The organism is Pseudomonas kitaguniensis (genome assembly GCF_049199985.1).
GTDB lineage: Bacteria > Pseudomonadota > Gammaproteobacteria > Pseudomonadales > Pseudomonadaceae > Aquipseudomonas > Aquipseudomonas kitaguniensis.
Window position 1 is genome coordinate 366,149 of sequence record NZ_JBLZPT010000001.1, and the last position, 22,073, is coordinate 388,221.

The window sequence follows — 22,073 nt, forward strand, 5'->3', positions numbered from 1 at the left end:
GCTCTGAGTCCCGCTATAGAGGAAACTCTCGATGCCTGTGCAATGTGACGCGGAGCGTCACGGGACGCATTCCCGCGCAGAGCGCGGGAACGATCAATCAGCTGTGGATCAGCATGTGCCGGGATTGTTTATTTCCTGGCTACGCGCCCATTCGCGTAGCGCCTCGACGAACATTCGCAAGGCCATCGGTGGATGCCGGTTAGCGGGATAGTAAAGACAGGCGCCTGAATAGTACGGCCCCCAATCCGGCAACAGATGCACCAGGCGACCGGCCTGCAAGTGGTCTTCAACCTGGTGTTCCGGCAGCCACGCAATGCCGATGCCAGCCAGCGCCGCCTCCGTCATTAAATTGAGGTTATCCATCGTCATTGGCCCATCGACATCAATGCTGGCGGATCGGCCCAGATGATCCAGGTCCCAGCGAAACAGCGTGCCGCTGGCGAAGCGGAACCGGATGCATCGATGCGCTTTTAGGTCGTGGGGTGCCACTGGCGCCGGGTGCCGACTCAGGTAGGCGGGAGAAGCCACTGCGGCAAATCGCACATCAGCGCCGAAGCGCACCGCGATCATGTCGCGCGGCACGTCGTCATATAGGCGAATACCTGCATCGAAACCATCAGCGACAATATCCACCAGGCGGCTATCGGCCACGCACTCGATATGGATCTGCGGATTGTCCTGAAGAAATTGCGGCATCACGTGACGGAGCAGAGGTTTGAATGACGACTCGGATGCGCTCAGGCGGATCAGGCCCGAGGGCGTATTGCGCTCTGAGGTGACGTCGTTAACCGCGCATTCGAGTTCGCCCAACAGCGGCTGCACGCGCAAAAAAAGTTGCTCACCGGCCTCGGTCAAGGCGACCGAGCGCGTGGTTCGGTTGAACAAGCGCAGTTGCAGGCGCGATTCAAGCCCGCGCATGGAGTGGCTAAGCGCCGAGGCCGACACACCCAGAATCTTGGCCGCGCCGCTGAAACTGCGTTGCTCAGCGATAGCGACAAATGCGGTCAACTCGGGTAGGCCAGCGCGGATCATTGGTGAATTTTCCTCAGGTACTCATGAAGCGATGTGCCAATTGTTGAGCAATGCACAGGAATCTAAAGTGTACCTGTGCATTACAACTTTGCGAAGGAGACGAAAGATGCTGAAACGTCAGCTCGGCAGAAGCGGTTTGGAAGTGTCCTCTATAGGCTTGGGCTGCATGGGCCTGAGTTTCGCGTATGGCCCCGCCCTGGAACGTAAAGCAGCGATTTCGCTGCTCCGTAGCGCGTTCGACAAGGGCGTGAATTTCTTCGACAGCGCCGAGGCGTATGGCCCGTACACCAACGAAGAACTGCTGGGCGAAGCATTGGCGCCTATCCGCGATCAGGTGGTTATCGCAACCAAATTCGGTTTCAAAAATGGCCTGACGGCTGAAGGCCTCGACAGCCGCCCCGAGACCATCAAAGCCGTGGTCGAAGCCTCGCTGAAGCGGCTCAAGACTGACCGCATCGAGCTGCTCTACCAGCACCGCATTGACCCGCAGGTTCCGATTGAGGAGGTTGTAGGGGCGGTAAAGCAACTGGTCGAAGCAGGCAAAGTGCTGCACTTTGGCATGTCGGAAGCCGGGCCTGAGGCTATCCGCCGCGCGCACGCCGTGCTGCCCGTTGCCGCGCTGCAAAGTGAGTATTCGTTATGGTGGCGTGAGCCTGAAGAGGCGATTCTGCCGGTACTGGAAGAACTCGGAATCGGCTTCGTTCCGTTCAGCCCGCTGGGCAAGGGTTTTTTGACCGGCGCCATCGACGCCGATACAAAATTTGCGCACGACGACTTCCGTAATCTGGTGCCGCGCTTCACCGAAGAAAACCGTAAGGCCAATGCGAAACTGGTCGAAGTGCTCGGTCAAATCGCCGAGGGTAAAGGCGCAACCCGTGCGCAGGTTGCGTTGGCGTGGCTGTTGGCGCAAAAACCCTGGATCGTGCCCATCCCAGGCACCACCAAACTGAATCGACTGGAAGAGAATATCGGTGCCGCCAGCCTCGTTCTGAACAACACCGATCTGGCTGCCATCGCAACGCAACTGGAGCAGATCAAGGTTGCGGGTGATCGCTACCCTGCGCATTTGCAGGAGAGGGTTGACCGCTAACGCGAACGCCCTCCCCTTGGCCTTAGTGCGCTCAGCTGACTTTGCGCCCTTCGACCGGGTAGCCCGGGTCGGTGAAACCGTGGGTGGACGCATGGCCCGGCACCACCAGGCTGTCGACCCGTTTTTCGTCATCCGGCCCAAGCTCCAGCCCTAACGCTTGCAGGTAGCTGTCCCAGTGAGCCTCAGTGCGAGGGCCGGCGATCGCCGCACTGATCAGCTGATTCTTGAGTACCCAAGCGATGGCAAACGCGACTGACGTGGTGCCGCGATCGGCCGCATGCTGGGCGATGGTTTGCGCAATCTTCAACGACTCAGGGCGCCATTCAGTCTGCTGGATACGCTTGTCACCGCGCCCTGCGCGCGTGTCAGCCGGCGGCGGCGCGTCCACCGGGTACTTGCCGCTGAGCACACCGCGTGCGAGCGGGCTGTAAGGGACTACGCCAAGGCCATAGTGACCGGCGACTGGCAGTTGCTCGACTTCAGCAATACGGTTGACGATGTTGTACAACGGTTGGCTGACGGTCGGCCGCTGGATGCCCAACGAATCGGCGATGCGCACCATCTCGGCGATTTTCCAGCCGTGGAAGTTGGACGCGCCGTAATAACGAATCTTGCCCTGGCGAATCAGGTCGTCGATTGCGCGCAAGCCCTCTTCCATCGGCGCATCGCTCAGGGTGCGGTGGAAATACAGGATGTCGATGTAGTCTGTGCCCAGACGTTTCAGGCTGGCCTCGACGTTCTGCATGATCCACTTGCGTGACTGGCCCTGTTGATTCGGGCCAGCCTCAGCCGACGACGGGTAGCCGAATTTGGTCGCCAGCACCCAGTTATCACGCTGCGCTGCAATGGCGCGCCCCACCACCTCTTCGGAGCGCCCGCCGTGATAAGCATCTGCGGTGTCAATGAAGTTGATGCCGGCGGCACCGGCCTTGTCGATGATGCGCTGGCTGGTGACTTCGTCGGTCTCGCCGCCGAACATCATTGCGCCCAGGCACAAAGGCGACACTTTCAAGGCACTGCGGCCCAGATAACGGTAATTCATCATTAACCCTCAACGGCGTTCAAAAGATCGATTGATCCTAGACCGATTGGCTGGGGTGATTAAGGCGCAAAAAAAGGATACGGCCATGAGGCTCACTCATGAATGGTGGGTGCCGTGTAGCGCAGAGCCTCCACTACCAGCGCCAGCGCGCGTGACGACTGCCGTCGGCTCGGGTAGTAGATGTGCAAACCCGGAAAGGTCGGAAACCACGCTTCCAGCACCCAGCACAAGCGCCCGGCGGCAACGTGTGCCTTAACCAGATCTTCAGGCAGATACGCCACACCGCAGCCATCCAACGCCGCCGCGAGCATCGGGTACGTGCCATTGAACGTCAGTTGGCCGCGCACCCGAACCTGTAACTCACGCTCACCGTTGGCCAACTCCCATGGGTAGCAACCGCCATGCGTGGGCAGCCTGAGATTGATGCAGTTGTGCGCGGCCAAGTCGTTCGGCTCCCGAGGCGCCGGGTGCGTTTGCAGATACGCCGGCGATGCAACCATCGCCATGCGCAGGTCGGGGCCGATTCGAACGGCAATCATGTCTTGGGCAACCTGGTTGCCCAAGCGCACGCCCATGTCATAGCGCTCGGCGACAATATCGGTCAGGCCATAGTCGGTGGTGATTTCGATGTTGATATCGGGGTAGCGCGGCATAAAATCCGCCAGGCGCGGCCACAGCACTGCGTTTGCCGCGTAGTCGGTGGCCGAGATGCGCAGTGTGCCGCGCGGCGAATCGCGCAGCTCGACCACTTCGGCAAGGTCGGCCTCAATCTCGTCGAAGCGCGGCGCGAGCTTGTTGAAGAGCTGCTCGCCGGCTTCGGTTGGCGCCACACTGCGCGTGGTGCGCGTGAGCAAACGCACGCCCAGCCGGGCTTCAAGCGCGCGAATGGTGTGGCTCAGCGCCGACTGCGACACACCGAGCTGTGCAGCCGCACGGGTAAAGCTGCACTCGCGCGCCACCGCCACAAATGCCAAAAGGTCGCCGTATCCTTCGCGCGCCATTGATGAACCTCATTCATAAACTGATCGCTGTAAGCCTACATCAGATCACACTGCATTGATGAGCCGAACTCATGACGCCATGCAGGTTATGCCTCTTAATCAATAGGTCGTGGTTGCCTACCATGGGCAGGTCTATTCGTTTCGACACGCCAATGGGGACACTCGATGAAAATGCTCCGCGCGACCACCTTCGCCACCCTCCTCTTCGCCGCTGCCGTGGACGCCGACCAGGGGCAGCCGCGGCCTGATCCAAAGCCGTCACCGGAAGTGCTCGAAGTCACCCCACAGCTTTACGCCTACACCACCGAATTGCTGTTCGGCGAAGTGTGGAAACGCGCAGAGCTGACACCGCGAGACCGCAGCCTGATCACCTTGTCTGCGCTGATCGCCAGCGGCCAGACCCCGCAACTCACCGGGCACATCAAACTGGGGCTCGACAATGGCCTCAAGCCCAGTGAGATCAGCGCATTGGTTACCCACTTGGCGTTCTACGCCGGCTGGCCCAACGCAATGTCGGCGGCCGGCGTGGCCAAGCAAGTCTTCAGCGAGCGAAATATCCCCGCCGAGCAGATCTCGCCACCCCCAGGCGCCGCGCTGACACTTGACCCGGACAGCGAAGTAAAACGCCGCGCCGCCGTCGAAGCCGGGGTTGGCGAGGTCGCGCCGGAGCTCGCGCGCTACACAAATGACGTGTTGTTCGGTGACCTTTGGCGACAAAGCACCCTCAGTGCGCGTGACCGCAGCCTGGTCACCGTTGCAGCGCTTATCGCCCAAGGCCAGGCGGCGCAGTTGCCGTTCCACCTCAACCGCGCCATGGACAACGGCCTCAGCCACGCCCAGGCCGCCGAGGTGGTGACGCACTTGGCGTTCTATGTGGGCTGGCCAAAGGCGATGTCGGCGGTGCCGGTACTCAAGGAAGTCTTCGCTTCGCGCGCGTGAGGTAAAGCCACGTTGAGCAATCGTGAATTCAGCTCACAGGCTACCGAACGCCACCGCGTCAATCCGGCCCTGCGCCCGGCGCTCAAGCGCCATCTGCAGGTCATAGTTGTTGTTGCCGATAAACGCCCCTTCGAACTGCGCGCTCAGCGCGACCGGTCCACGCCCTCAGGCACGGTGCGCGAGGTGGCGGTGGCGCGCTTGTACTGCTCGATGATGCCGGGGATCTCGGCTGTCTCCAGCGCACGCGGCATCGACACCTCGACAAAAGCCTTGTCGGTGTAAGTGCCGCCCTCGGCTTTGATCGCCGATGAAGCGACTGGGGCTTCACCATTCGGCTGCAATTGGGTGCCGGAAAAACGGCCGACGTGCCAGAGCTGGCTGACGATTTTGCCGCCCGCCGCGTGCACCGCATCTGTTATTTTTTTCCAGCCTGCTACCTGTGCGTCAGTCCAGATGTCAGGCGTCATCGCGCAACCACGACCTTGAGCAGAAATGTTAGTGGCTTCGGCGATAATCAGGCCGGCGCTGGCTCGCTGGGCGTAGTACGTAGCGTGCAATTCGTTGGGTACGCCGTCGTCGGCCATCCGGCTGCGTGTCACCGGGGCCATCACCATACGGTTGGCCAACTGCAGGGCGCCCACCTGCGTAGGCGAAAAAAGAGCGGGAAAAGTGTGCGGGTCGGTTCTAGCGGTATAGATAGAGTAGGATGCCGCTCATAAGAAAAGGAATCTGCGTGCCTCAAATAAATTCGATAAAGCTAACCCGCTATCCTGGTTTTGATTTAGTTCGACTACTTTTAGCGTTAGAAGTTGTTGTCGCGCATGGGTGGCCGGTGATTGATCCAACGGTGGGCTGGCCAGGCTTTATAATGGCCGTCCCCGCCTTTCTTGCAGTCAGTGGTTTCCTTTTACTTAAAAGCTACGCCACCTCAGGATCATGGGTCATCTTCACAAAAAAACGCGCATTACGCATATTTTCAGCACTTGTCACGTCATTCGTATTAGGTTTTTTACTGTTTGACCGGACGTTCGTTGAAGCGTCTTTTATAATGTGGATTTCCGGTGGACTGTACGACTTTCCGGGCCTTGCCAACGCACCCGTGTGGTCATTGGCGTGGGAGGAATTGGCCTATTTATGCCTGGCCCTGCTCTGGACGGTTGGCGCTTATAAAAAACCAATCTTCATCTGGGCGCTCCTCGCCGTGTCATCAGCCCTCTCAGCGTACGTGGTCCATTCCGGGCTTAGCCCACTCACACAAATACTCTCATTTCTCGCGCCGGCTTTTTTTGTCGGGAATCTAACGTACATTTACAGCCTCATACTTTTAAAATTAGGCAATATTTTGCCTTGGCTGTTTTTTATTGGCATCTGTTGGTGGGGCACGTCTTCACCCCCCGTACTTCAAGCCTTCGCTACCGTATGGGCAGGCATGGCGGGTCGACAGGTGTTGCCTGTTCGCATTCCGGATATAAGTTATGGCATTTATATATACCATATGCCGGTGTTGCTATATCTCACCGTCGTGTGTGGCGTAACCTCTGCAGTCACGCTTATCACGCTAATGATTGCTACACTTATTCCGCTGTGCCTGGCGAGTTGGTACCTGATCGAAAAGCCATTTTTACGACTGAAATAAAAGGCACAACAGAGAGGGCAAACCGCTTAAGCCGAGCTACCCTGTCGAGGCAGTGAGCGCGCACTACCGTAGCGTGGGCGTAGTGGTGCGGGCATTGCAGAATTGATGCAAGACTCAAAATGGAGCTAACAATGAAATACAGGATATTCGCCCTCTGCATACTTGCGTGCGCACCAGCATTCGCCGACGAACAAGCACTGTCAGTGCCGTCTGACTCAAAAGCCCACTATAGCGTCCTGCAAAAGGACGCCTCAGGCAATCAGCGCACGATTACCACCAAGCGCGAAGGCCCCAGCGGGGTCAGTTACTCGAAGCGCCTCTACAACTGTTCACAAAGTACGGTCAAGTACTTGGGCAGTGGCGACACGATCGAACAGATGAAGGCCTCGAAACCAGATGCGCTTATGGCGACAATCGTACCGGGCTCGATCGCTTATTACGTCGGGGCTGAAGCCTGTCGGTGATTAAACTCAATTTGAGACGTGCAGACGCCGCGCGCTGGCGCGAATGATCAACACGCAAGGATAGCCCGCCACTAAGCGGGCTTTGCTTTGCCTGCGGTTTATTGCGCAGTAGCCGAGGCTTGCGGTTGCAATGCAAGTGGGAGCATTACGGCGTTCAGCTTTCCAGTAGCGTCATCAGGCAGCGTGTACATGGCGCCTGTCAGCGGGTCGACGATTAGCATGCCGATCAAGCCGCCAATCAGCAGGTTCCCCCAGTACCAGCCACTCACTGTGGATTTCAGAGGAACAGTCGTTTCTGTATAGCCGTCCTTCTGGAAGGTCACGGTATAGCTCTGGCTTTTAAAGTAGCCTCGGCTCGTCTCCAAAATTGCCGCGCCCGGCGTAACGCCCTTTAGTACCACGCCTCCGTTGCTATCTTTGATGACGTAGTTGGCATTTGTCGGCAGGCTATACAGCCCTACCTTAGGCTTGCTATCGCTGACGATACTTGCGCAGCCGCCCAAGGCAATCATTGCAGCAAAAACGGTGGCGCCCGCCACCTTCCCCATCTTCATACCATCACTCCATTGCGCCTTCATTGGCACGGCCGAGGTACGGCCGGCGCGAAGTGTATATGAGTGATGGCTTTTCGACATCTAGCAAGATGAGTGGATTTTCATGGCCGCAAAATGGCCGATATATGCCGCCGGAGAGTGTGGAAGGCTAGAGCATGAACGCCCGCCTTCTGCGCTCAGCCCAATCCCAAACCCCAGAAACGCAAAAGCCCCGCTTTCGCGGGGCTCTCGTGTAAATCTTGGCGGGAAACCAGGGATTCGAACCCTGGGAACGCTATTAACGTTCGCCGGTTTTCAAGACCGGTGCATTCAACCACTCTGCCAATTTCCCTTTTGCATCACAGGATTATAGTAGACCTTCCTGCCTCAGCGGGCGCCATAATACCCGAATGAAACACACTGTCAAACTCTCGCCATCGCTTGTTACAGAGCGTCTGTTATGATCTTTGCGACTGAACGTTTCAAAACTGAAGGAGTGTCGCCATGCGCGAACAGAATTACGCAGTGAATGGCAACGCGCAGGCTGAGCAGCTTGAAGTCAGCCGCGTCTTGCGCAATACCTATGGCTTGCTCGCCCTTACGCTCGCATTCAGCGGCGTGATGGCGTTCGTGGCGCAGCAAATGCGCGTTGGCTACCCGAATATCTTTGTCGTGTTGATCGGCTTCTACGGTCTGTTTTTCCTGACCAACAAGCTGCGTGACTCGGCGTGGGGCTTGGTGTCGGCGTTTGCCTTGACCGGTTTCATGGGCTTTATCCTCGGCCCTATCCTTAACCGTTACCTAGGCATGGCTGGCGGCGCGGAAGTGGTCAGCTCGGCGTTCGCGATGACGGCGCTGGTGTTTGGTGGTCTGTCGGCTTACGTGCTGATCAGCCGCAAGGACATGAGCTTCCTGGGTGGTTTCATTACCGCAGGCTTCTTTGTGTTGCTGGCGGCAGTGGTTGCGGGCATGTTCTTTCAGATCAGCGGCCTGCAGTTGGCGATCAGCGCAGGTTTCGTGCTGTTCTCCTCTGTGTGCATCCTGTTCCAGACCAGCGCGATCATCCATGGCGGTGAGCGTAACTACATCATGGCGACCGTTAGCCTGTATGTATCGATCTACAACCTGTTCATCAGCCTGTTGCAGATCTTCGGCATCATGAGCCGCGATGATTGATTGTTAGTGCTATAAAAAATGCCCCGTATCGAAAGATACGGGGCATTTTTGTTTCGCGCGGTTACAGGCTCAGTACTGGTTGGGTTCCATTTCCAGAGTCACCTTGAAGCGTTGAGCAATATCCTGCTGGATACGCAGCGCCAGGTTGGCAATATCCTGCCCGGTGGCGGCGCCATAGTTGACCAGCACCAGTGCCTGCATTTTATGCACGCCCGCATCGCCTTCACGAAAGCCTTTCCAGCCTGCCTTATCGATCAGCCAACCGGCGGCAAGCTTCATTTGCCCGTCAGGCTGCGGGTACGCCACCAGGTCGGGATACTTCGCCTGTAGTTCTGCGGCCAACGCCTTGGACACCAGCGGGTTTTTGAAGAAGCTGCCTGCATTACCCAACTCAGCCGGGTCCGGCAATTTTTCACGGCGAATGCTGCAAATGGCGCGGCTGACATCGCTGGGCGTCGCCTCAGTGATGCCCTGCCCGGCCAAGCGCTGTTGCACGGGGCCGTAGTCGAGTTTCAAGTGGCTGACGCGGCTCAAGGCAAAACGCACGCGCAGGATCAGCCAGCGCCCGGTTTCGTGCTTGAACAGACTGTCGCGATAGGCGAAGTTGCATTCTGCCAGGCTGAAGTCGCGCAGTTCGCCGGTTTGACGATCCAGCGCGGTCAGGCCGGCAAACACATCCTTGATCTCCACGCCGTAAGCGCCAATGTTCTGCATTGGCGCGGCGCCGACGGTGCCGGGGATCAGGCTGAGGTTTTCCAAACCGCAAAAACCGTGTTCCAGGGTCCACAGCACAAAGGGGTGCCAGGCTTCGCCCGCTTCAGCCTCGACTACCACGTGCAGGCCATCATCCTGGAGCACTCGAATGCCTTGGGTGGCCATGCGCAACACCAACGCCTGTATGTCTTGGGTCAACAGCAAATTGCTGCCACCGCCGATCACCAGCAGCGGCAACGCTTGGGCGGCGGCGTAGGCCAAGGCTTCGCGCACCTCGGCGTCGCTGCGCGCCTCTGCGAACCATTGGGCGCGTACGTCGATGCCAAAGCTGTTGAATGGCTTGAGCGATACCTGCGCAAGCACGTGCAGGCTCATAACCGCCCCTTCAATTCGATCACCAACAGGTCACATGCACGCTCGATCAGATCGAGCACCCGTTCAAAGCCTTGTTCGCCTTCGTAGTAAGGGTCTGGCACTTCTTCCACTTCGCCGTCGTAGCGGCGCAGGAACACGTCCAGCTCCGCCTTGCCTTGCGCCGGCTGCAAGGCCTTGAGGTTGCGCAGGTTGCTATGGTCCATGGCGAGGATCAGGTCATAACGCGCAAAGTCGGCGCGAGAGACCTGTTGGGCACGTTGCGCCGACAGGTCATAACCGCGCACCCGTGCCGCACGTTGGCTGCGCTGGTCCGGCGGGTTACCGACGTGCCATTCGCCCGTCCCGGCTGACGCTACTTCGACTTGGCCGGCCAGCCCCGCTTCGCGCAACTTATGCCGCAGGACGCCCTCGGCAGTCGGCGAGCGGCAGATATTGCCCAAGCAGACAAACAGAACCTCCATCAGGCCCCCAGAACGCGACGGACGCGCTCAAGGTCTTCCTGAGTGTCAACACCTGCTGGGGGCGCTTCGAGGGCGTCGCCTACGTGGATGCGCACGCCGTGCCACAAGGCACGCAGTTGCTCCAGCGACTCAGTGCTTTCCAGCCAGCACGGGCCCCAACTGACGAAATCATGCAAGAAACCGGCGCGGTAGGCGTAGATGCCGATGTGGCGGCGGTACGGCACACCCTCCGGCAATACGTCGGGGTGCTTGGCGAAGGCGTCTCGCGCCCAAGGCAGGATCGACCGGCTGAACGTCAGCGCCAGGCCATTGATGTCGCTGACCACTTTCACCACGTTGCGGTTGAACAGCGTGTCGATGTCTTCGATTGGCTCAGCCAACGTCGCCATACGCGCTTCGCCATGCGCCGCCAGGTTGGCGGCCACTTGGTCGATCACGCTCGGCGGGATCAACGGCTCGTCGCCCTGCACATTGACCACGATTGCATCGGGCGCCAGGCCCAACTGCGTGGCGACTTCGGCCAGACGGTCGGTGCCGGAGTTGTGGTCTTCGCGGGTCAGCACCGCTTCGGCACCAAAACCCTTGCAGGCTTCGATGATGCGCGGGTCATCGGTGGCAATTACAACGCGCTCGGCGCTGCTTTTGCAGGCCTGCTCCCACACCAGCTGGATCATCGGCTTGTTGCCGATCAAGTGCAGCGGTTTGCCCGGCAGGCGGGTCGACGCGTAACGCGAAGGAATAATAACGGTAAAGGCGGTGGTCATTTATCCAGGCGCTCATCGGTGGTCAGGGTACGGGCTTCGCTCTCCAGCATCACCGGGATGCCATCACGGATCGGGTAAGCCAGGCCGGCGCCCTTACTGATCAGCTCGGTTTTGTCGGCGCTGAGCTTGAGCGGGCCTTTGCAGATCGGGCAAGCGAGAATATCGAGCAGTTTGGTGTCCATGAGTGTTTCCTGGAAAAAAGCGATTTAAGGCAAACGTCGGGCGGGCAACAAGCGCATCAGTTGCGTGTCGAACCAGGCGACAAACGCGGGCGACGGCAGCGCATCCACCGCAAGGTACCACCAGTCGGGCTGGGCAAAGGCGCGGCACTTCACCGCGTCCTTTTCGGTCATGACCAGCGGCAATGACGGGGCAAAATTCAGGACCTGCGCGCTGTACGGCGCGTGGTCGGCAAAAGCATGCGGTATTGGCTGCCAGTGTAGCGTTTCAAGGGTATGGAAGAAACGATTCGGGTTGCCGATACCGGCGACCGCATGCACCGGCTGACCAACCGGAAAATAGTCGACCGGCTGGCGCTCACCGGTGCTCAGGTTAACCAATGCCGCGGGGACCAGTCGAAAAGCAAAACCGCCTTCGGGATCAGAGCCTGCGCCGTTGTAGAGCAGCGCATCGACGCTGTGCAGGCGTTCCACCGGCTCGCGTAACGGCCCGGCGGGCAGGCAACGGCGGTTGCCGAGGCCGCGCGCGGCGTCGATCAGCACCAGCTCAAGGTCACGCGCCAAACGGTAATGCTGCAAGCCGTCATCGGAAAGGATCAAGTCCAGCGGCTCGCTGGCCAGCAGCGCCTTTACTGCGCGACCGCGATCAGGGTCAATCATCAACGGAACGCCGCAGCGCTGCACGATCAGCAATGGCTCATCACCCGCAAGCCCGGCGCTATGGCTGGCCTCGACTCGCCACGGCAACTGCGGCGGTTTGGCGCCGTAGCCACGGCTGACAACGCCGACGCGCAAGCCACTGCGACGACAGTGCTCGATCAGCCACAAAATTAAGGGGGTCTTGCCGGTGCCGCCCACCGTAATATTGCCAACCACCACCACCGGCACGGGCGCTTGATAGATCTCGCCCTCGCCCGCCAGGAAGCGCGCACGTTTGCGCTGCACCACTCGGCGGTACAGCGATTCGAGCGGGCGCAGCAGCGCGAGTGCCGGATGGCCCTTGTACCAGGCGTTGACCAAACGATCAGACAGGGCCATCAGGGCTGCGCCGCCGCCTCAACGGTGGTCATGCGCAAGTGGCTGAAACCCAGCTTGCCAGCCGCGTCCATCGCGGTGATCACGGCTTGGTGCTGGGTTTTGCCATCGGCGCTGATGGAGAGCGGCATGTTGGTATCGCCGCCAGACTCTTTCTGCAGCGCCTCCATGAGGCTGGTGAGGTCGTTTTTCTCGAGCAACTGGTTATTCACCGAAAACACCCCATCGGCACTGATGGCAACGTCCAGTTGTTTGACTTCCTGGTCCTCGGCTGGCGAGCCGCTCACCGCTTCCGGCAAGTCGACACGCAGCTGGGTTTGCCGGGTAAAAGTGGTGGTGACGACAAAAAACAGCAGCAGGATGAACACCACGTCGATCAGCGACGCAAGGTTGATGTCGACATTTTCCCGTCGCTTGCGGCGAAATTTCACACTCGGCCCTCGACAAAATCTACATCACGATCGCCCTGCACCACTTCCACCAACTTGATCGCTTCTTGCTCCATACCGACCACCAACTCGTCGATACGCCGCTGCAGGAAACGGTGGAAAAATACCGAGGGAATGCCGACCATCAAGCCCGCTGCCGTGGTTATCAGCGCCTTGGAAATACCGCCGGCGAGGACGGCGGCGTTGGTGGTCATGCCCGAGCCCATGAACGAGCTGAAAATATCAATCATGCCCAGCACTGTACCCAGCAGGCCGAGCAACGGCGCCATCGCGGCAATGGTGCCGAGCGCGTTGATATAGCGCTCCATTTCATGGATGACGCGGGCGGCGGCCTCTTCAATGCACTCCTTCATGATCTCGCGACCATGCTTGGAGTTGGCGAGGCCGGCGGCCAGAATTTCACCCAACGGTGAATCGGCGCGCAGCGCTTTGAGCTTTTCCTTGTCCAACTGCTTGTTCTTGATCCAGCCCCACACCTGCCCCAGCAGGTGTTCAGGGGTGATGCGGCTGGCGCGCAGGGTCCACAGGCGTTCGGCTACGATGCCGAGTGCGGCGATGGAGCTCATGATGATCGGCAACATCATCCAGCCGCCGGATTTGACCAATTCCCACACAGTGAATGTCCCCTCGAAAAAGTGCGCCACTTTACCATATAGGTTCGCCAGCGGGGTTCGTCGGCCACACACCCGCGCGTGGCGGGCCTTGGTCTTTGGTAACGCGCGATTACGGTAACGCTTCGCGCCAGAAACGTCGTTGACTTCGCGCAACTTCAGGCGGCTTGAAGGCCCCCAGTTGCAGGCGAATGGCACCCTGCTCGGCGCTGTCATAGACCCGGCTGCCGACGGCCTGATAACGCGCCATCACTTGCGGATGCGGGTGACCAAAGGCGTTGCCACGGCCTCGGGAAATCAACACCGACTTGGGCGCCAGGCCTTGTACAAAAGCCTCGGAAGAAGAGCTGCGGCTGCCATGGTGGGGGGCTTGCAGCCAATCGGTGGGCACTGACAGGGGTGAGTCGAGCAGCGCGCGTTCCGCCGCGCGGTCAATATCGCCGGTCAGCAGCAAGCGCTCGCCATTGGCCTGCACCTGCAACACGCAGGACTTCGGATTGCTGCTGGTGGCGCCAGGCCACTGCCACAGCTCAAACGACACGCCATCCCACTCCCACTGTTCACCGCTGATGCACGGCTGGGTGCCCAGAAATACCGGCAGCCCTTGGGTTTCTCCGCCCACCACCCGTTTTACCGCAAGCGCACGCACAACAGCCGCCGCGCCGCCTGCATGATCGGCGTGGGCATGGCTGATGACCATCATGTCCAGCGCGCCCACCCCGAGTTTTCTCAACGATGGCAATACCACGCGCGCGCCGAGATCAAAGTCCCCGGAGCGCGGCCCAGCGTCGTAGAGCAATGTGTGATGACGCGTGCGCAGAATCAACGCCAGGCCTTGGCCGACGTCCAACTGCACCACCTCCACCTGCCCGTGCGGCACCAGCTCTCGCGGTGGGTAGAGCGCGAGCAACAGCATTGGCCAGCCCAGCAGCCGAAACGGCACGCCTTTGGGCAACAGCAATAACACCGCGCCCGCCAGACTCACCCACCAATAACCGATAGGCACCTGCGCCGGTATCCAGGCCGGGCGTTGCTCGGCCAGCAGCGCCAAGCCGCGAAACAGTCCATCCAGCGCCCCGCCGGCCAGCCACAGCAAGCCCTCCCCGACAACAGGCACCGCCAGCAACGCGGTCCCCAGCAGTGCCAGCGGCAACACCACCAAGCTGATCCACGGCACGGCAAACAGATTGGCGACCGGCGCAGTGAGGCTGATCGGCAAGCCGAGCACCAGCAATACCGGAAACAAGCCGATGGCAATCAGCCATTGCGGGCGCGCCCAGACTTGCCACAGGTTCCACGGCCCCAGGCGCCCGCTGAACGTCAGCAGCAGAACCGCGACGGCGGCAAATGACAGCCAGAACCCAGGTTGCAAACTGGCCAACGGCTCAAGCACCAGCACCCCATTGAGTGCCAACAATAACGGCCACCACACGCCCAAGTGCCGAAAGCGCAAACGCCACAGCAATACCAGCCCGGCCATCACACACGCCCGCTGTACCGGCACGCCGAATCCCGCCAGCAAGCCGTAACCCAGCGCTGCGGCGAACGCCAGGCCGCACGCCCACGGCAGCCACGGCAAGGCCCGCGGCCAAAAACCATAACGCGCCAGCCCCGCCACCAACCCGTAGATCAAACCCGCCAGCAAACCGATGTGTTGGCCGGAAATCACCAGCAGATGCACCGTGCCGGTGTCTTGTAGAATCCGCCAATCATCAGCACCCAGCCCCGAACCGTCGCCCAGCACCAGCGCTGCCAAACCCGCCTCACGGCCTTGAGCATCCAGCGCTTGCAGGCGTTGCCGCACGCTGTCGCGCCACGCGTTGCGGGCCGGCGCCAGGCGCTGGCCATCTTTCACCGAGCCGGTTGCACCAATGCGCTGGGCCAGCAGCCAGGCCTCGTGATCAAAGCCATGAAAATTAAGCAACCCTGACGGCCGCTTCAATGTGATTGCAAGGCGCCAACGCTCGCCGCTGTGTACCGGCGGGCCTCCATGCCAGGACACGCGGATACGCTTGGGTAATCGAGCGTTGCGCGACCAACCGTCGGATAACTCAAAACGTACCCCGGTGCTTGTTTGTTGCGGCAACCCGATGACTCGGCCTTCTACCCAGCGCGTTTGACCGTCCAGCGCAAGCGTGAGGCGATCGTCCAGGGCCCCTTGCGCGCTCAGGCTGGCCCAACTCAAGCCCAGCAGGAAGAACGCCACGGGGTAAGTGCGAAACGGCAACAGCATCAATGCCAGTACCAACAGGGCCAGCAGCCAACCCGCAGGCGGCAGCGCCGGTAAAAACCGCAGCGACAATAAGCCAAGCCCGAGCGCGAACATCCCTGTTCTCATGAATCATCCCTTTCAAGTGATCCACTCAGTCTTAGTCGAACGTCGAGCACGGCCTATGATGTTTTGTCACAAAGTCTGAATTTTCTGTTTATGGAATGCGGGCATACTTGCCCCTCGAACTGACCTGGACCCCTTATGCCCCGGCGCCTATTCAAACGGTACATGCCCGATCCCGTGAGTATCAGGGAACACAAGTCCTTACGATTTCTCGGCACGCTGCTGCATGACCCTAACCTCTGGCACCTGAACCGGCACTCGGTGGCACGCGCGATGGCGGTGGGTTTGTTCGCGGCCTTTATCCCCATTCCATTGCAGATGTTGTTGGCGGCGATTCTCGCGATTACCGTGCGCGGCAATATGCCCATCGCCATCAGCCTGGTGTGGCTGACCAACCCGATCACCATGCCGGTGGTATTTTTTTGCACCTACCTGACCGGCGCCTGGCTGATGAATGTGCCGCCGCGCAGCCTGCCCGACAACCTGACCTGGGAATGGATCAGCGGCCAGTTGAGTACACTGTGGCAGCCGTTCCTGTTGGGTTCGGTGGTGTTGGGGCTGGTGTTAGGCGCGCTGGCCTATTGCCTGACCATGGGCTACTGGCGCTGGTGGGTCGCGCACCAATGGAACAAGCGCAAACAGCGCCGTGCTTGAGCAATAACCGGCCAACAAACGCGGTCGCATCCGCGTGTTTTGTGCACACAAGCAACCTCCCCGCCGCTGCACGCCATTGAGCGCAATGCTCAAACGCAAGCCGATTTGAATGCCCCAACATTGCCATATGTCATTAATTTGCGAGATTCCAGACCCCGCAAATGGCTACACTGCGCAGGTGGCGCGGGCCGGATGCCTGCGTGAGTCATTGACATCAATGTGGTAGCAGGAGAGTGGCGTGCTTAGAAGAATGGGGATAAAAGGCCGCGTACTGTTGCTGACCTTGTTACCGACCAGCCTGATGGCCCTGTTGTTGGGGGGCTATTTCACCTGGATGCAGCTGTCGGAGCTGCAAAGCCAGTTGCTGCAACGCGGCGAAATGATTGCAGAGCAATTGGCGCCGCTGGTGGCCCCGGCCTTGAGCAGCAAAAACACCGACTTGCTCGAACGGATCGCCACCCAATCGCTGGATCAGCAGGACGTACGCGCGGTGTCGTTCCTGGCGCCGGATCGCTCGCCGCTGGCCCACGCCGGCCCGACGATGCTCAACCAACAGCCGGTCGGCAACAGTTCCCACTTGCTGCAACGCACCGGCAATGACGCCACACGCTACCTGCTGCCGGTCTTTGGCCGCCATCGCAACCTTGCGGGTGAACTGATCCCCGACGAAGCCGACCGCCTGCTGGGCTGGGTCGAACTGGAACTGTCGCACAATGGCATGCTGCTGCGCGGTTATCGCAGCCTGTTCGCCAGCCTGATGTTGATCGCGATTGGCTTGATGTGCACCGCCGCCCTGGCGCTGCGGATCAGCCGCACGATCAACGCGCCGATTGGCCTGATCAAACAAGCCGTGGCCCAGCTCAAGGACGGTAACCTGGAAACCCGCTTGCCGCCGCTGGGCAGCCAAGAGCTGGACCAATTGGCCTCGGGCATCAATCGCATGGCCGGCACCTTGCAAAATGCCCAGGAGGAGCTGCAACACAGCATCGATCAGGCCACTGAAGACGTGCGCCAAAACCTCGAAACCATCGAGATCCAGAACATCGAGCTGGACCTGGCGCGCAAGGAAGCGCTGGAGGCCAGCCGTATCAAGTCGGAATTCCTGGCCAACATGAGCCATGAAATCCGCACCCCGCTCAACGGCATCCTCGGCTTTACCCACTTGCTGCAAAAAAGCGAGCTGTCACCGCGTCAGCTGGATTACCTGGGCACCATCGAAAAGTCCGCCGACAACCTGCTGGGCATCATCAACGAAATCCTCGATTTTTCGAAAATCGAAGCCGGCAAGCTGGTCCTCGACAGCGTGCCTTTCAACTTGCGCGACCTGCTGCAAGACACCCTGACCATCCTGGCCCCGGCCGCGCATGCCAAACAGTTGGAACTGGTCAGCCTGGTGTATCGCGACACCCCACTGGCGCTGGTCGGCGACCCGCTGCGCCTCAGGCAGATCCTCACCAACCTGATCAGCAACGCGATCAAATTCACCCGCGAAGGCACCATCGTGGCCCGCGCGATGGTCGAGGACGAACAGGAAGACAGCGTACAACTGCGCATCAGCGTGCAGGACACCGGCATCGGCCTGTCCAATCAGGATGTGCGCGCGCTGTTCCAGGCGTTCAGCCAGGCCGACAACTCGCTGTCGCGCCAACCCGGAGGCACTGGCCTGGGCCTGGTGATCTCCAAGCGGCTGATCGAGCAAATGGGCGGTGAAATCGGCGTAGACAGCACGCCGGGCGAAGGTTCGGAGTTCTGGATCAGCCTGAATTTGCCGAAAACCCGCGACGACGTCGAAGACCTGCCCTGCGCGCCGCTGCTGGGGCGCCGCGTGGCGGTGCTGGAGAACCACGAACTGGCGCGCCAGGCCCTGCAACACCAGTTGGAAGACTGCGGCCTGGAAGTCACGCCGTTCAACACCCTCGAAAGCCTGACCAACGGCATCACCAGCGCGCATCAGACAGAGCAGGCGATTGACCTCGCCGTGCTCGGCGTGACCGCTAACGATATTCCGCCCGAACGCCTCAACCAGCACCTGTGGGACCTTGAACACCTGGGCTGCAAAGTACTGGTGTTGTGCCCGACCACCGAACAGATGCTGTTCAACCAATCGGTGCCCAACCCCAACAGCCAATTGCAAGCCAAGCCTGCGTGTACGCGCAAACTGCGCCGCGCCCTCGCCGACCTGATCAGCCCGCGCCCGTTGCGCAACGAGCCCGGCGAGCCGCTGGGCAGCCGCGCACCGCGTGTACTGTGCGTGGACGACAACCCGGCGAACCTGCTGCTGGTGCAAACCCTGCTCGAAGACATGGGCGCCAAGGTGCATGCGGTGGAAAGCGGCTACGCCGCCATCGACGCGGTCAAACAGGAGACCTTCGACCTGGTATTAATGGACGTACAAATGCCAGGCATGGACGGCCGCCAAAGCACCGAAGCGATCCGCCAATGGGAAAGCGAGCGCCACGGCACGCCACTGCCGGTAGTCGCCCTTACGGCCCACGCCATGGCCAACGAAAAACGCGCCCTGCTGCAAAGCGGCATGGACGACTACCTGACCAAACCCATCAGCGAACGGCAACTGGCGCAGGTGGTGTTGAAGTGGACCGGGCTTGCGCTGCGCAATCAGGGGCCGGAACGTACCCACGAAGGTTTGGGCAACGGGGTGCAACTGCTGGTGCTGGACCACGAAGAAGGCCTGCGCCTGGCCGCCAACAAGACCGACTTGGCGGCGGACATGCTCGCCATGCTGCTGGCCTCTCTGGAAGCCGACCGCCAGGCGATAAACGTCGCCCGCGGAGCGAATGACAACAACGCGCTGATCGAACGCGTGCACCGCCTGCACGGCGCCACCCGCTATTGCGGCGTACCGCAATTGCGCGCCGCTTGCCATCGCGCAGAAACACTGCTCAAGCAAAACGACGGCAAAGCCATGGCGGCGCTGGACGAGCTGGACATGGCGATTGCCCGGTTGGCCCGAGAAGCGCGCGTCAGCGTTTGAACGTCATAACGTTAAATTTTGTGGGAGCGGGCTTGCTCGCGATGCAGTCACCTCGGACCATCAGGCACACCGCGTTAGGCTTGCGAGATCGGGACTGCAGGGAGCTATTTTGATGCGCGTGATTCTTTTCAGCAGCCAGGCCTATGACCGTGACAGCTTTCTCGGCGAGCCGCTGCCGGCAGGCGTTGAACTGCACTTTCAGCCGGCCCGGCTGAACCTCGACACCGTCGCTCTGGCCGAACACCATGCAGTGGTGTGCGCGTTCATCAACGATGACCTCAGCGCTCCGGTGCTGGAACAACTGGCCAAAGGCGGCACGCGCCTGATTGCCTTGCGCTCGGCCGGTTACAACCATGTCGACTTGGCCGCCGCCAAGCGCCTTGGGCTGGCCGTCGCGCGCGTGCCGGCCTATTCGCCGCACGCGGTGGCCGAGCACGCCGTGGCGCTGATCCTCGCCCTCAACCGCCGCCTGCACCGTGCCTACAACCGCACCCGCGATGGCGATTTCAGCCTGCACGGGCTGACCGGTTTCGATGTGGTCGGCAAAACCGTCGGCGTGGTCGGCACCGGGCAAATCGGCGCGACCTTTGCCAAAATCATGGCCGGGTTCGGCTGCCCATTACTCGCCTTCGACCCCTTCCCCAACCCGCAGGTTGAGGCCCTCGGCGCCCGCTACGTGAGCCTTGCCGAGCTACTCGCGCAGGCGCAGATCATCAGCCTGCACTGCCCGCTGACCGCCGACAGCCACCACTTGATCAACGCCAACTCCCTGGCGCGGATGCAACCCGGCGCGATGCTGATCAACACCGGTCGCGGCGGCTTGGTGCACACGCCCGCGCTGATCGACGCGCTCAAGGACGGCCAACTCGGCTATTTGGGCTTGGATGTGTACGAAGAAGAAGCCCAATTGTTTTTCGAGGACCGCTCGGACCTGCCCCTGCAAGACGACGTACTCGCGCGCCTGCTGACATTCCCCAACGTGATCATTACCGCGCACCAGGCGTTCCTCACCCGTGAGGCCCTTGCGGCGATTGCCGGCACCACGTTGGCCAACATTGCCGCATGGGCCGCGGGCCAGCCGCAGAACCTCGTCGAAGGTTGATCAGCGGTCACATACCAGGCCCATGATAGGTCGGCACCCGTGATAGGATGCCGCGCCTATTTGGAGGATCCATGGCCGAACACGATTTCCGCTTCAGCTTGCTGAGCCCGCAACACACCCTGATCGAATGCCGCGCCCTGGTGCCGGGCCGCTACCAGGTCACTGGCAACGGTGGTTCGATCAAGCATGGCGACGTAATGATCGTCACCCTGCGCGGCAGTAAAACCCTGTCGATGCGCCTGACCGTCGAAGGTGATGCGCGTTACTCCATCCGCCCGGCGGGCCAATGGGTCGCCATGGCCCAGGGGCCGAAGTTTGGCGAACTCGAGATTCACACCTGGAAGGTCAACTGCGACAGTTGCGACAGCGTGCTCGAATTTGAATTCGCGGTAGAAACCAAGCTGACCAAAGAGCCACTGCAACCGGCCGCCAATGCGCGCATTAAAGCCTTGGGCTGGGCGACCGAGGGCGACCAGCACCGCTGCCCGAAATGCCAGCAGGCCGCGTTGTGAGAGGCCCGCTGCTGCTCGCTGTGATCGGTGCAGCCCTGGCCGGTTGCGCCGGTGATGCGGTGAAGCTCAAGCAGGACCACAGCTACGTGGTGGAATGGATCGGTGAACGGCCACTGATGGATTACGCGCACCTGACCGTCACCCTCGGCGCTGATGGTCGCGCCTACGGTAACGGCGGCTGCAACCACTGGTTTGCGCCCTACACCGTGGCCGGTCAAACGCTCAGTTTCGGCAAAATCGGCAGCACCCGCAAACGCTGCGCCGAGGCCTTGATGGAGCAGGAACAGCGCTTCTTCCAGGCCCTGCAAGGCGTGGAGCGCTGGGACATCTCGCCGATCGAGCAGACGCGTTTCTGGCCAGCCGAGGGCAAGCCTCTGCGCCTGTGGCTGGAAGAAGGCTGATAGCGGCCAACTGTGGGAGCGGGCTTGCTCGCGATGGCCTCAACTCGGTATGCCTGGTGGTCCGAGGTGACTGCATCGCGAGCACGCCCGCTCCCACATTTTTAACCGCGCAAGGCTTTAAGTTTGGCCAGCACACCTTCTGCCGTCTGCTCGCCCATCAACTGCTCGCGTACCTTGCCCTTGTCATCAATGATGTAGGTCACCGGTAACGCCTCGCTGCGCGGAATATCGAAAATCTCTTCAGGGTTCTGTGCCAACACGGTGAACTTGATGCCCAGCTTCTCACTGGCAGCCTTCAACTCCTCGCCCTGCACGTTGTCGAAATTGACCCCGAACACTCCTACATTCTGCGCTTTCAGCTGCTCGGCCAACGCATTCAGCTGCGGGATTTCGGTGCGGCACGGGCCACACCATTCGGCCCAGTAGTTGACCACTACCCACTGCTTGTCCAAGCGTTCGGCGGCGACTTTTTTGCCATATTGGTCAACGCCGTAGTCGTTACCGCAGCCGCTGAGCAGCAGGGTTGTAATGATCGCCAATGCACCGATCAGTCGCCTTGTCATGGGGTAATCCTTC

At 60.5% G+C, this 22,073-nt stretch carries 23 protein-coding genes, 1 tRNA gene and 1 pseudogene; 10 read left to right on the forward strand and 15 right to left on the reverse strand.

All coding sequences use genetic code 11. The features are described 5' to 3' along the window. Positions 1-108 precede the first annotated feature (108 nt). On the reverse strand, positions 109-1,032 hold the full coding sequence (locus ACOZK9_RS01790; RefSeq protein WP_421555159.1) for a LysR family transcriptional regulator: 924 nt from the start codon (positions 1,030-1,032) through the stop codon (positions 109-111). A 106-nt stretch (positions 1,033-1,138) separates the two neighbouring features. Between ACOZK9_RS01790 and ACOZK9_RS01795 the strand changes: the two genes are divergently transcribed. Next, positions 1,139-2,122, forward strand: a complete 984-nt coding sequence (locus ACOZK9_RS01795; RefSeq protein ID WP_421555160.1) for an aldo/keto reductase — start codon at positions 1,139-1,141, stop codon at positions 2,120-2,122. Positions 2,123-2,153: 31 nt separating this feature from the next. Here ACOZK9_RS01795 and ACOZK9_RS01800 read toward each other — a convergent pair whose 3' ends face one another. Then, on the reverse strand, positions 2,154-3,164 hold the full coding sequence (locus tag ACOZK9_RS01800; protein ID WP_421555161.1) for an aldo/keto reductase: 1,011 nt from the start codon (positions 3,162-3,164) through the stop codon (positions 2,154-2,156). 92 nt (positions 3,165-3,256) lie between these two features. Next, positions 3,257-4,165: a LysR family transcriptional regulator gene (locus ACOZK9_RS01805; RefSeq protein ID WP_058415453.1), complete on the reverse strand. Its 909-nt coding sequence runs from the start codon at positions 4,163-4,165 to the stop codon at positions 3,257-3,259. A 165-nt stretch (positions 4,166-4,330) separates the two neighbouring features. Here ACOZK9_RS01805 and ACOZK9_RS01810 point away from each other — a divergent pair, with 165 nt between their 5' ends. Beyond that, positions 4,331-5,104, forward strand: coding sequence for a carboxymuconolactone decarboxylase family protein (locus tag ACOZK9_RS01810; RefSeq protein WP_421555162.1), 774 nt, complete (start codon positions 4,331-4,333; stop codon positions 5,102-5,104). A 36-nt stretch (positions 5,105-5,140) separates the two neighbouring features. Here ACOZK9_RS01810 and ACOZK9_RS01815 read toward each other — a convergent pair. Further along, positions 5,141-5,802 (reverse strand): annotated as a pseudogene (locus tag ACOZK9_RS01815) (oxidoreductase); the annotation flags it as partial. Positions 5,803-5,837: 35 nt separating this feature from the next. On the opposite strand from ACOZK9_RS01815, the gene ACOZK9_RS01820 reads away from it, so the two are divergent. Together ACOZK9_RS01820 and ACOZK9_RS01825 are read left to right on the forward strand one after the other, a co-directional pair. Next, the gene (locus ACOZK9_RS01820; protein WP_421555163.1) at positions 5,838-6,740 is read left to right on the forward strand and encodes an acyltransferase family protein; all 903 of its coding nucleotides are present in this window, start codon (positions 5,838-5,840) and stop codon (positions 6,738-6,740) included. Positions 6,741-6,871: 131 nt separating this feature from the next. Continuing rightward, positions 6,872-7,204 (forward strand): hypothetical protein, encoded by a 333-nt coding sequence (locus ACOZK9_RS01825; RefSeq protein WP_152748626.1) that lies wholly within the window; start codon positions 6,872-6,874, stop codon positions 7,202-7,204. 98 nt (positions 7,205-7,302) lie between these two features. On the opposite strand, the gene ACOZK9_RS01830 is transcribed toward ACOZK9_RS01825, so the two are convergent. Together ACOZK9_RS01830 and ACOZK9_RS01835 are read right to left on the reverse strand one after the other, a co-directional pair. After that, the gene (locus tag ACOZK9_RS01830; protein WP_152748625.1) at positions 7,303-7,758 is read right to left on the reverse strand and encodes a hypothetical protein; all 456 of its coding nucleotides are present in this window, start codon (positions 7,756-7,758) and stop codon (positions 7,303-7,305) included. 240 nt (positions 7,759-7,998) lie between these two features. After that, a tRNA-Ser gene (locus ACOZK9_RS01835) sits at positions 7,999-8,089 on the reverse strand. Positions 8,090-8,241: 152 nt separating this feature from the next. Between ACOZK9_RS01835 and ACOZK9_RS01840 the strand changes: the two genes are divergently transcribed. Continuing rightward, on the forward strand, positions 8,242-8,913 hold the full coding sequence (locus tag ACOZK9_RS01840; RefSeq protein WP_058415459.1) for a Bax inhibitor-1/YccA family protein: 672 nt from the start codon (positions 8,242-8,244) through the stop codon (positions 8,911-8,913). Positions 8,914-8,982: 69 nt separating this feature from the next. Here ACOZK9_RS01840 and murB read toward each other — a convergent pair whose 3' ends face one another. From murB to ACOZK9_RS01880, 8 genes are all read right to left on the reverse strand, one after another. Next, complete coding sequence (gene murB, locus ACOZK9_RS01845) at positions 8,983-10,002, reverse strand: UDP-N-acetylmuramate dehydrogenase (protein ID WP_152748581.1); 1,020 nt, start codon at positions 10,000-10,002, stop codon at positions 8,983-8,985. Further along, on the reverse strand, positions 9,999-10,463 hold the full coding sequence (locus tag ACOZK9_RS01850) for a low molecular weight protein-tyrosine-phosphatase (RefSeq protein WP_152748021.1): 465 nt from the start codon (positions 10,461-10,463) through the stop codon (positions 9,999-10,001). Before ACOZK9_RS01850 ends, murB begins: the two co-directional genes overlap by 4 nt. Next, on the reverse strand, positions 10,463-11,227 hold the full coding sequence (gene kdsB, locus ACOZK9_RS01855) for a 3-deoxy-manno-octulosonate cytidylyltransferase (RefSeq protein ID WP_152748580.1): 765 nt from the start codon (positions 11,225-11,227) through the stop codon (positions 10,463-10,465). The genes ACOZK9_RS01850 and kdsB overlap by 1 nt, the downstream gene beginning before the upstream one ends. Next, positions 11,224-11,409 carry a Trm112 family protein gene (locus ACOZK9_RS01860; protein WP_003174668.1) on the reverse strand — a complete coding sequence of 62 codons (186 nt, stop codon included), beginning with the start codon at positions 11,407-11,409 and terminating at the stop codon, positions 11,224-11,226. The genes kdsB and ACOZK9_RS01860 overlap by 4 nt, the downstream gene beginning before the upstream one ends. 24 nt (positions 11,410-11,433) lie before the next feature. Then, positions 11,434-12,444 (reverse strand): tetraacyldisaccharide 4'-kinase, encoded by a 1,011-nt coding sequence (gene lpxK, locus ACOZK9_RS01865; protein WP_421555164.1) that lies wholly within the window; start codon positions 12,442-12,444, stop codon positions 11,434-11,436. Then, positions 12,444-12,872, reverse strand: a complete 429-nt coding sequence (locus ACOZK9_RS01870; RefSeq protein WP_099239487.1) for an ExbD/TolR family protein — start codon at positions 12,870-12,872, stop codon at positions 12,444-12,446. Before ACOZK9_RS01870 ends, lpxK begins: the two co-directional genes overlap by 1 nt. Continuing rightward, positions 12,869-13,504, reverse strand: a complete 636-nt coding sequence (locus tag ACOZK9_RS01875) for a MotA/TolQ/ExbB proton channel family protein (RefSeq protein WP_058415465.1) — start codon at positions 13,502-13,504, stop codon at positions 12,869-12,871. The genes ACOZK9_RS01870 and ACOZK9_RS01875 overlap by 4 nt, the downstream gene beginning before the upstream one ends. Before the next feature lie 109 nt (positions 13,505-13,613). Next, positions 13,614-15,839, reverse strand: a complete 2,226-nt coding sequence (locus ACOZK9_RS01880; RefSeq protein ID WP_421555165.1) for a DNA internalization-related competence protein ComEC/Rec2 — start codon at positions 15,837-15,839, stop codon at positions 13,614-13,616. A 135-nt stretch (positions 15,840-15,974) separates the two neighbouring features. On the opposite strand from ACOZK9_RS01880, the gene ACOZK9_RS01885 reads away from it, so the two are divergent. The 5 genes from ACOZK9_RS01885 to ACOZK9_RS01905 all read left to right on the forward strand — a co-directional run bounded on the left by ACOZK9_RS01885 (position 15,975) and on the right by ACOZK9_RS01905 (position 21,497). Then, positions 15,975-16,490 carry a DUF2062 domain-containing protein gene (locus ACOZK9_RS01885; protein WP_058415467.1) on the forward strand — a complete coding sequence of 172 codons (516 nt, stop codon included), beginning with the start codon at positions 15,975-15,977 and terminating at the stop codon, positions 16,488-16,490. 238 nt (positions 16,491-16,728) lie between these two features. Then, complete coding sequence (locus ACOZK9_RS01890) at positions 16,729-19,482, forward strand: response regulator (protein ID WP_058415468.1); 2,754 nt, start codon at positions 16,729-16,731, stop codon at positions 19,480-19,482. Between the two features lie 112 nt (positions 19,483-19,594). After that, on the forward strand, positions 19,595-20,584 hold the full coding sequence (locus ACOZK9_RS01895) for a 2-hydroxyacid dehydrogenase (protein ID WP_421555166.1): 990 nt from the start codon (positions 19,595-19,597) through the stop codon (positions 20,582-20,584). Between the two features lie 71 nt (positions 20,585-20,655). Then, positions 20,656-21,096: a hypothetical protein gene (locus ACOZK9_RS01900; protein WP_122250076.1), complete on the forward strand. Its 441-nt coding sequence runs from the start codon at positions 20,656-20,658 to the stop codon at positions 21,094-21,096. Beyond that, complete coding sequence (locus ACOZK9_RS01905; protein WP_058415471.1) at positions 21,093-21,497, forward strand: META domain-containing protein; 405 nt, start codon at positions 21,093-21,095, stop codon at positions 21,495-21,497. Before ACOZK9_RS01900 ends, ACOZK9_RS01905 begins: the two co-directional genes overlap by 4 nt. A gap of 101 nt (positions 21,498-21,598) precedes the next feature. Here ACOZK9_RS01905 and ACOZK9_RS01910 read toward each other — a convergent pair whose 3' ends face one another. Next, positions 21,599-22,060, reverse strand: coding sequence for a TlpA family protein disulfide reductase (locus ACOZK9_RS01910; protein WP_099239503.1), 462 nt, complete (start codon positions 22,058-22,060; stop codon positions 21,599-21,601). Positions 22,061-22,073: the final 13 nt, after the last annotated feature.